The organism is Bacillus sp. MUM 13 (assembly GCF_001866725.1).
Classification (GTDB): Bacteria; Bacillota; Bacilli; order Bacillales; family DSM-1321; genus Peribacillus.
The window spans coordinates 25451-34340 of sequence record NZ_MLYQ01000051.1; the positions used below are offsets into that span (position 1 = coordinate 25451).

An 8890-nucleotide genomic window follows, 5' to 3' on the forward strand; every position below is an offset into this window, starting at 1 on the left:
GCAAAGCAACTAGTAAAAGTGCATGGAGGTAGCGTTGGAAGCAATGCTAGTTAAGGAAATCGTTATGTTTAAGGGGAACTAAAAGTGCTAATAGTTACGACGAACAGAGCATGCTATTTGACCAGTATCAAGCTAGCTCTTTTGCACTTCTGCCCTCCATTCGCTTAGAAAAAATATTCCACTTACAAATGAGTGACGGATCCAATCTCAAGCTGAACAATCCTTTTTTTGGGCTTATCGTTTACAAAGCATATAGTTAGTGAACAATTGTGAACTATCATCGTTTTTTCTTAAAGGGTAAGGCCCGCTTTTGTTGTTTTCACTTCTTCATGACATATCCAATTCCCTTATTCTAGGACAATCTAAATAATCTAAATTGGAACAACTTTCATTTCTCCGAAAAGTATTCCCGTTCAGATATCTTTGTAATGATTTTAGACTCAATTTCTACGTTCCAATCAACCGTCCAATTTAACTAAGGTTATGCTTTAAAGACTTTTTCTGTACCCTTCTAGATTCCAGGAGTTAATTTTTTGATAAAAACTCTTACTTTTACAGAAACCGTTCCGGCCTTCATTTCAGCATTAAAAAATGGCACAGGACATGCCTGCGCCTTACAGATTTATTCAGGAAGTCAAGCCTCCCGATCAATTTTTAAGATGTCCGTGTTCCATGGTTTACAGATATTTGCGGTGTATTCCTTTTCCGTCATACGTAAATAGCATTTCTTTATTTTCCATCACCGATTCCAGGTGAACAGCTCTGCCCCAAAGCTGATGAATGTATGGCATGACCTTTTCCAGATATTTCAGATCGAGTTCAATTCCCTCGTACCAATGCTTTAAATACAATTCACCGTTTCGAAGATAATCGCCGTCATTTACTGTCAGGTAAGGAAACCCGCCATTTACACGCATGCTGACAAGCTGGTCTCTTACTTCTTTCCAGGCCTTGTCGACGATTTTATAGTCCTTGCCCTGCTTTTGAAATAGGTACATATCTTCCCTGGTAACCAAATCTTTGGTCAGGTAATTGCGGAGAAAGGATATATCCGATTCTATTTCCCTCACTTCGAACATCTTTTCCCTGCCTGAGTTTGGCTGAATTCCAAGCTTTTTCATCTCATCAGTTGGATCATTGTATCGTTCTTCTATATCTTCAAATATCTTGACCCCTAAATAATATGGGTTAATTCCTGTTTTTGAAGGCTGCACAACCCCAGCGTTCAATTTAGCAAATTCAATCGATTCACTTGAGGTAAGATCAAGCTCCCTGAGAATTCGCTGATGCCAGAATGAAGCCCAGCCTTCGTTCATGATTTTTGTTTCCAGCTGCGGCCAAAAGTACAGCATTTCCTCCCTCATCATCGTTAAGATGTCACGCTGCCAATCAGCCAGGTCGCGGCTATACTGTTCAATGAAAAGCAAGAGATCTTTCTCTGGCTGAGGCGGAAACCTCTTTTTCTTTTTCTTGGCTGGTTCATGTGTCTTGGGTTTGGAATCCAATGACCATAAATCATCATAAGGAGAAGCGGGAGATGCCTGATCTTCCTCATCAACCTCCAAATCCTCCAATGTCCAGGAAAGTTTGGGACGCATAAGAGATGGATCAATATGCTCCTCTATTGCAAGTACAGCATCGAGGAAGGTTTCAACCTCTTTCTTTCCGTGAAGTATTTCATAATCACGAATGCGGTCAGCTGTTGCCGCCATACTTTCCACCATATCCCGCTTAGTGTTCTGAAAACGGACATTATTCTTAAAGAAATCACAATGTGCCAGCACATGAGCCACGATCAGTTTATTTTGTATAAGTGAATTGGAATCCAGTAAAAAAGCGTAGCATGGATCCGAATTGATCACAAGTTCGTAAATTTTGCTTAACCCAAAATCATAATGCAGCTTCATTTTGTGGAACTGTTTGCCAAAACTCCAGTGCGAAAACCTCGTTGGCATTCCGTAAGCCCCGAATGTATATATAATTTCTGATGGACAGATTTCATAACGCATGGGATAAAAATCAAGGCCAAATCCTTTTGCGATTTCTGTAATTTCACTGATTGTATATTCAAGGGCTTTTTGTTCAGCATTCATTGTTCTTCCCCCTTTTCATCCTTACCACAATGTATGATAGAGGACTTGGAGTATGACAATATCCTGACTGACTGCCTTTAAATTTGTTTGTTTAGATGAGCTTATTTTTGATTAAATGGTGCTTCAATGACATGAAGGCTGATCAGATTCTGGGAAATCAGGCTATGCTCTGCTTTTATTAATACATTCTTTTCTATCCCCTTATCTTTTATCAAAAACAGGAAGGAATCAACAGCAATTCCGTTTCCAGACTTCTTCCTTCCCAAAAATTCATAATCAGTAACTGAGGTCCCGGGATAGTCGGTCCTTACTACAGCAATGGCAATATTGCCATACTTCTCATAGTGCGGCGGGGGTGCTCCTTCAGAAGCCTTGCCGGCAGCAGGAAGCAACAACATTAAAACAAGTAATGCGAGCAGTGTTTTTTTCATATACATCCTCCTCATTTTTCATTATTTTTAGTATGGAGAGGATTTTCTTTCTTATTCTTATCCTGCAAATGGGCTTCTTCTGCCAGCATAATTCCTACATTTTTGTTTCTTTGCCATTCCTCCTTGAACACCTTCAGAGGCACACTGGTTTCACCAGCAGGGGGGCCGGCTTCCAGCGTCATTGCAGAACGTTTAAATTCTGTAATAAACCAATCTGTATAACCGCTGCCGGTTGCATGCTTCTCCGGGACTGAAAGCTGGTAAGAAGTCATTTTTGCTGTTTTAGTGGCAAGAAGGTAATCCCTGATTACGTTTTCCTGTTTATTTTGATACTTCCAGTAAATTTCCCTTCCTGATGTATGATAAGCAACCGCCAGTATTGGCCTTATTTTTTGTGTAAAAGCTGCTAGTGCTGCTGCCTCTTTTGCCTGCAGCGGGTACTTTCCTTTGTAAAAATGATACGAAGGATGGTTTATCCCCGTTTCTGCGTTGCTCCAGCCTGCTGGATATTGGCGGTTAAGATCTATTCCCTGTCCGTTTGCTTTCCACCGCATAAAGTTGAGGCTGTATCGATTCATTTTCAGCAATGTCAATTTTTCTTTCCAGTTATATAGTGATAAATCCCCCTGCTGGATGCTGACACCCTCGGGATTTACCATAGGCACAAACCAAATACTTACCTTGTTTAAAATATCTGACGGGTACCTGCTGATCGCCTCGTTCTGGTGATACGCTATTGCATATTGTTCAAGCATCTTCATTAAGAGGAGCGATGTCAGCCATTCCCTTCCATGATGGGATCCTGTCAGGATGATGCTTTCCCTGCCTTCTCCGAGATGTGCCGCGTAGATCTTTTTTCCTTTCTCTGTGATTCCCAGGGATATAAGCCCAAATTTGTACTTTTTCTGCAAATCAATCAAGTCTGTTTCCATTTTTTCATATGTATATATATGATCCTCCTGAATAATTTGGGCTTGAGCAAAACTGCCTGGAAAGATCACCAAACAGAGTACTAAATAACTGGCTGAAAGAAATTTCATGACTCACCGTTAATTCCGCTTTAACGGGCATCTATCACCGCTCTTAAGACCCCATGATGTGAAACGCGATACCTGTCCGTTAAAGTCCATTTTTTTATATAAGAAAAATCTCCATCGAAGTATCACTTGATCATCTTTATTCTGGTAAATAGAAACAACAGCGGTACAGTACCATCTCCACATTTTGTATGAGAATGCAGAGTGAGGTTCCGGAACAAACTACAAATAGCTCCTTTAAGGAGGAGATACAAATGAACAAAACAGATTATGACAGGGCGCTGTTTTATACACACCGTTCTGAATGGGATAACCTGCTTATACTTATGGTTCGGACAGAAGACCAATTTCTTTCAAAGAAAATTGAGCGTTTCCTGCACGCTTATCACTTTGAACATGACTATAAAGTTGTTGAGAATTATTTATATAGCCTTCTCCGATATTTAGATCATGCAGCAGAAATGTCTTCTCAGGATATATACCTGTATGGATAAGCAATAAAAAATGGGCTACACGTAGTTTTTGTTAAGTGGAAATATTTATGCGGAAACAATTGAAGGTTTTACAATGGCTGGTAAACCTTAACCTGTGAAACAAGGAAAGAGCTGACAAGGTTATTGTCAGCTCAGACTGTAGACAAAATTCGAAAAAACGGGTTTGTCTACAGTCTTTTTTGTTTTAGGCTGTTTTCGTAAACATTGCAGCTATGGAACAAGGGGTTGATTTCCGCTCAGGACGTTTGCTTTCCGTGGGTGGTGAGCCCACAGTAGTCTCGAACCTTACACTCCAATCAACCCGGTTTAACAACGGGATCGCTTCACAGAACTTATTCAAAAACAACAATTTTTGTAGTTTTATTTAACCAACCTGAGCCGTTAGTAAAAGATTACCCAGATTGAGTAAAAAATAAGGAAAAACAAAAAGGGGGTACGAAATGTAACCTTTCCGTACCCCCTTTTTCGATTATCTGCGCTGACAAAATTATTGTCAGCTCTTCTTTTTAATTCAGTGAATGGCAAAAGATCCTATTGCAATGATACTTTTATGGATGAATACGCCTTTACATACAGCTTTAGTTCATCTATAAGAGCTGCAGCCAGTAAAGCCGGATCAGGATTCAGCGTGTCATTTTCATAATCAAAGCAGTGAGGGTCGAGCACAAGCTGCTTAGGGATTACATTGGCATAAAGCCCCCTTGCAACGGTTCTCATGTTATTCAGTGCATTGATTCCGCCTTTTCCCCCGCCTGCAACAACCAGCAGGGCCACAGGCTTATGAGAGAATTGTTCGCTTCCCAGAAAATCGAGCGCATTTTTCAATGCACCGCTCATTCCTGAATGATACTCCGGGGAAGCCAGGATAATTCCGTCCGCTTCTCCTGCCGCCTGGCGAAGGCGTTTTACATCTTCATTCTGCAGCTGTTCGTCTTCTCCGCTGTATAAAGGCAGTACTGCCTCGCTTAAATCAATAATTTCCGCCTGCAGCTTTTCAGCCATAAACCGTGCGGCAATCCCAGTACGGCCATTTTTGCGGGGTGAACCTCCAATAACCAATAATTTCATGATAACTTTCTCCCATCGGTGCAGTTTGTCACTTTCAGTTATACACAATCCAAGCTTGCCAATTCTATGATTAAATAAGTTTATTAATCTTTGACATAAAGTCTTCTATAACCCCTGATAATTTCCCCTCTGCTTCTTCCATACTTGATCCCTGAACGCCAAAGTAAAATTTAATCTTCGGCTCTGTTCCTGATGGACGGAGGCATACCCATGTTCCATCCTCTAGGAAGTATTTAAGGACATTGGATTTAGGAAGCGTAATATTTGTTTCTTCATTATTCTCCCAGGAAAATCTTTGGCCGCTTAAATAATCCTCGCTCGTTACTACATTTTTCCCTGCAATTTCTTTTGGCGGATTTTCACGGAACTCATTAAGTATGCCCTGAATCTGGGCTGCCCCATTTTTTCCTTTTAGAGTCAGTGAACGCAAGCCTTCCATGTAGAAGCCATATTTCCTGAATACATCCAGCAGGCCCTCATACAAGGTTTTTCCCTGCTTTTTATAATATGCGCAAACCTCTGCTGCCAGGATGCTTGCCTGAATGGCATCTTTATCTCTTGCAAAGTCCTTAATCAGATAACCATAGCTTTCTTCATAGCCAAATAAAAAGGTCTTTTGGCCCGTACGATGGAACTCGCTGATTTTCTCTGCAATAAATTTGAACCCTGTTAGGACGTCTATAGTTTCCAGGCCATAAGAGCTTGCTATAGTCCTTCCTATTTCTGATGTAACAATAGTTTTAAGAACGGCTCCATTTTCGGGGAGGGTTCCTTTTTCTTTCTTAGATGCAAGCAGGTAATCCAGCATAAGAGCACCTGTCTGGTTTCCTGTCAGCACCGTATAGTCGCCTTCAAGGTTTTTAACGGCAATTCCCAAACGGTCGGCATCAGGATCTGTTGCAATCAGGATGTCCGCTGAAACTTCTTTTCCGAGTTCAATTGCCATTTCGAAAGCGGCATGTTCCTCAGGATTTGGCGAGGCAACCGTAGAGAAGTTGGGATCGGGCTTTTCCTGTTCTTTAACGATATGGACATTTTTGTATCCTAAATCCTTCAGTGCACGCCTTACTGACTTATTCGAGGTGCCATGCAACGGAGTAAATACAATATTAATATCCGTTTCAGACGAAAGGCCCTGGTTTTCAGGAAGGGTAAGCAGCTTGGCATTATAGGAGGCATCCAGCTCTTCTCCAATGATCTCAATAAGCCCCTTTTCCATCAAAGCGTCTTTCTCTTCGACCTGGAGGATTAATTCGTTTTCTATTTCATTGATGTATCCGATGACTTTATCTGCAGCTTCGAGGCCAAGCTGTGCGCCGTCCTCTCCGTAAACCTTGTATCCATTATATTCAGGAGGATTATGGCTGGCCGTGATGACAATACCGGAAACAGCATTCAGTTCCCGCACAGCAAACGACAATTCCGGAGTCGGCCGCAGTTCATCGAAAACATATGCTTTAATGCCGTTTGTGGCAAGCGTCTTTGCTGCCTCCATAGCGAATTCAGGAGACTGGTGCCTGGAATCAAATGCAATAACAACGCCTCTTTTTTTGGCATCCTCACCGAATGAGTGAATATACCTGGCAAGTCCAGTGGTTGCTTTCCGGACAGTGTATATGTTCATCCTGTTAGTCCCTGCGCCTATTTCCCCGCGCATTCCCCCTGTGCCGAATTCCAGGTTTTTATAAAATGCATCCTCAAGCTTTGCATCATCGTGCTTCATTTCCTGAAGCTTTTCACGAAGATCTGAATTTAAGTTTTGATAACTTGCCCATGAAGAATAAAGTTCTTTCCATTCCAATGTCCTCAGCCCCTTATTTATAAAATTTATTATTTTATGTATATTTTAAAAGGTATCATAATCTATCTCAATTGAGAAGGTACTTGCAGGCCAGCCATTCTTTAAAATATTTCTTTTTAAAGAAAACAACTGGCCCTCAGCACTTTCTTTATTTAAGGCCTGACTGATATTGAATTTTATAGATATCATGCCTTCTGTCCTTAAGCTGTCTCACTGTGCCGGATTGCCTTTGGCGTCGCAGTATTTCAAGATCCACATCCCCGATCAGTACCATTTCCAGATTCGGATTTGTTTCCCCTACAATTCCATCGCGTGCAAATTCAAAATCTGAAGGTGCGAATATACCGGACTGCGCATACTGGATATCCATATTTTCAGTTTGGGGCAGATTTCCTACAGTACCTGAAATAACTGTGTAAATCTGGTTTTCCACCGCCCGTGCCTGCGCACAATAACGGACCCTGAGATACCCCTGGCGATCTTCTGTGCAAAAAGGAGTAAATATGATTTTCGCTCCCATTTCTGTGGCAATACGCGCCATTTCAGGAAATTCGATGTCATAGCATATCTGGATGGCTATTTTCCCGCAGTCAGTATCGAATACCTTGACCCGGTCACCTGCATTGATTCCCCACCATTTTCTTTCATTCGGGGTAATGTGAATTTTATACTGTTTCTCAATCGTTCCGTCCCTGCGGAATAAGTAGGCAATGTTGTAGATGTTATCATCATCTTCTTTGACAAAGTGCGATCCCCCGATAATATTTACGTTATATCGGACTGCAAGGGTAGTGAACAACTCGATATATTGTTCCGTAAAGTCCGTCAGTTTCCTGACTGCCAGACTTGGTGTACGCTCATTCAGGAAAGACATCAGCTGTGTTGTAAAAAGCTCGGGAAAAACAGCAAAATCAGCGTTTGCATCTGAAGCCACATCGGTAAAATATTCGACCTGGCTTGCAAAATCCTCAAACGAATTAATCTGCCTCATCATATATTGGACCACACATATCCTGACAGGTTCTGAAGTTTTAAAGAATGTCTTAGTTTTAGGATGGTAATCCACATTGTTCCATTCCATGAGCGTTGCATACTTATTGGATTGTTTATCATCCGGAAGGTAGTTGGGATTAATCCTCATTAAAGTAAAGCCATTTAAAAGCTGGAAAGATAAAACCGGATCATAGATTTTATGCAGGGATACTTCCTTAACATATTCCCTTGGTGACATCTCATCAGCATGTTTATGGTAATTAGGGATCCTTCCGCCAATAATGATGCTTTTCAAGTTCAATTCTGCCACTAATTCTTTTCTCGCTTCGTAAAGCCGCTGGCCGATTTTCATGCGGCGGAAATCAGGATGAACCATAATTTCAATTCCATATAGATTATATCCATCAGGGTTGTGATTTGTAATATAGCCATTGTCTGTTACATCATCCCAAGAATGGCGGTCATCATATTCGTCAAAATTTATGATTAAGCTCGAACAAGAGCCAATTACGCGGCCATCATATTCGGCACAAAACTGGCCGTCAGGAAAAATATCCAGGTGGCTTTCCAATTGCTCCCGTTTCCATGGAATCATTCCGGGAAAGCAAACCTCCTGCATAGCAATAATCTCATCTATATCACTGTGCTTCATTTTTCTTATTTCCATAATTTTTTCAAATTTATGCAAATCAAGCTTTGTCATTATGTGCAGCTCCTTTATGTAAACCAAAATCAATATGTTTTTACCCTTTTTGGCGTAAGTCCAAACGAATATATTGAAACTTCCCATATCCCGTCACATCTATAGGAATCCCTACTTTAACAGCATTTATTACATGCTGATGTTTTTTAAAGGCTGTTTTCATAAACTTTGTTGCTACCTGAACAAGGGGTTGATTTCCGCTTCAGGATGCTCGCTTTCCGCGGGGCGGGCGGTAGGCCTCACAAGCAAGGCTTGCGGGGTCTCACCTTC

At 41.3% G+C, this 8890-nt stretch carries 7 protein-coding genes; 1 reads left to right on the plus strand and 6 read right to left on the minus strand.

Going from position 1 to position 8890, the window contains the following annotated elements; all coding sequences use genetic code 11:
• Positions 1-677: 677 nt before the first annotated feature.
• The 3 genes from BIV59_RS14290 to BIV59_RS14300 form a co-directional block, all read right to left on the minus strand.
• Positions 678-2093 carry a SpoVR family protein gene (locus BIV59_RS14290; protein WP_071352147.1) on the minus strand — a complete coding sequence of 472 codons (1416 nt, stop codon included), beginning with the start codon at positions 2091-2093 and terminating at the stop codon, positions 678-680.
• Positions 2094-2194: 101 nt separating this feature from the next.
• Complete coding sequence (locus tag BIV59_RS14295; protein WP_071352148.1) at positions 2195-2524, minus strand: DUF3889 domain-containing protein; 330 nt, start codon at positions 2522-2524, stop codon at positions 2195-2197.
• Positions 2525-2535: 11 nt separating this feature from the next.
• Positions 2536-3564: a M14 family zinc carboxypeptidase gene (locus BIV59_RS14300; RefSeq protein WP_071352149.1), complete on the minus strand. Its 1029-nt coding sequence runs from the start codon at positions 3562-3564 to the stop codon at positions 2536-2538.
• A 251-nt stretch (positions 3565-3815) separates the two neighbouring features.
• Between BIV59_RS14300 and BIV59_RS14305 the strand changes: the two genes are divergently transcribed.
• A complete protein-coding gene (locus BIV59_RS14305; protein ID WP_071352150.1) occupies positions 3816-4055 on the plus strand; it encodes a YhdB family protein in 240 nt (79 codons plus the stop codon).
• A 531-nt stretch (positions 4056-4586) separates the two neighbouring features.
• On the opposite strand, the gene BIV59_RS14310 is transcribed toward BIV59_RS14305, so the two are convergent.
• The 3 genes from BIV59_RS14310 to BIV59_RS14320 all read right to left on the minus strand — a co-directional run bounded on the left by BIV59_RS14310 (position 4587) and on the right by BIV59_RS14320 (position 8623).
• Positions 4587-5123, minus strand: a complete 537-nt coding sequence (locus BIV59_RS14310) for an NADPH-dependent FMN reductase (RefSeq protein WP_071352151.1) — start codon at positions 5121-5123, stop codon at positions 4587-4589.
• A 70-nt stretch (positions 5124-5193) separates the two neighbouring features.
• Positions 5194-6924: a phospho-sugar mutase gene (locus tag BIV59_RS14315; protein WP_071352152.1), complete on the minus strand. Its 1731-nt coding sequence runs from the start codon at positions 6922-6924 to the stop codon at positions 5194-5196.
• A 148-nt stretch (positions 6925-7072) separates the two neighbouring features.
• Positions 7073-8623, minus strand: a complete 1551-nt coding sequence (locus BIV59_RS14320) for a bifunctional GNAT family N-acetyltransferase/carbon-nitrogen hydrolase family protein (RefSeq protein WP_139194377.1) — start codon at positions 8621-8623, stop codon at positions 7073-7075.
• Positions 8624-8890 lie beyond the last annotated feature (267 nt).

Bases quoted from the DNA above. Each gene is read 5' to 3' on its own strand.
- BIV59_RS14290 (WP_071352147.1), bottom strand. From the start codon at position 2,093: ATGAATGCTGAACAAAAAGCCCTTGAATATACAATCAGTGAAATTACA.
- BIV59_RS14295 (WP_071352148.1), bottom strand. From the start codon at position 2,524: ATGAAAAAAACACTGCTCGCATTACTTGTTTTAATGTTGTTGCTTCCT.
- BIV59_RS14300 (WP_071352149.1), bottom strand. From the start codon at position 3,564: ATGAAATTTCTTTCAGCCAGTTATTTAGTACTCTGTTTGGTGATCTTT.
- BIV59_RS14305 (WP_071352150.1), top strand. From the start codon at position 3,816: ATGAACAAAACAGATTATGACAGGGCGCTGTTTTATACACACCGTTCT.
- BIV59_RS14310 (WP_071352151.1), bottom strand. From the start codon at position 5,123: ATGAAATTATTGGTTATTGGAGGTTCACCCCGCAAAAATGGCCGTACT.